Source organism: Staphylococcus pasteuri (assembly GCF_030547725.1).
GTDB classification, from domain to species: Bacteria; Bacillota; Bacilli; order Staphylococcales; family Staphylococcaceae; genus Staphylococcus; species Staphylococcus pasteuri.
Map to the genome: position 1 here is coordinate 1 of NZ_JAUOQO010000319.1, position 275 is coordinate 275.

The window sequence follows — 275 nt, forward strand, 5'->3', positions numbered from 1 at the left end:
TGCAAGCTCTGAATATTTAATGCTGGTCACATCCCAGCCATCAATACGCTCCACTTCAAATGTGAGTGGTGCTATATGGGCCATTTTTTCATCAAACACTACCAGCACTCTAACCGGCGTAAATGGTGTAATTGACTCATCCCCTAAATCACTCATTAAATGCCATTTTTTGGTATTAACATCTTGGTAATACATCACACTACAATGATAGTTTGCCTCACCGTATTGCATCATTAAGGGGTCAAAAGTATCAATAAAGTTGTCAAGCTCATTAG

Annotated in this window: 1 protein-coding gene; it reads right to left on the bottom strand. The window is 38.9% G+C overall.

Annotated elements, in window-relative coordinates; all coding sequences use genetic code 11:
- Positions 1-234 (bottom strand): hypothetical protein (locus Q4528_RS13815; RefSeq protein ID WP_303522142.1); only part of this gene is annotated, 234 nt, incomplete at its 3' end.
- Positions 235-275 lie beyond the last annotated feature (41 nt).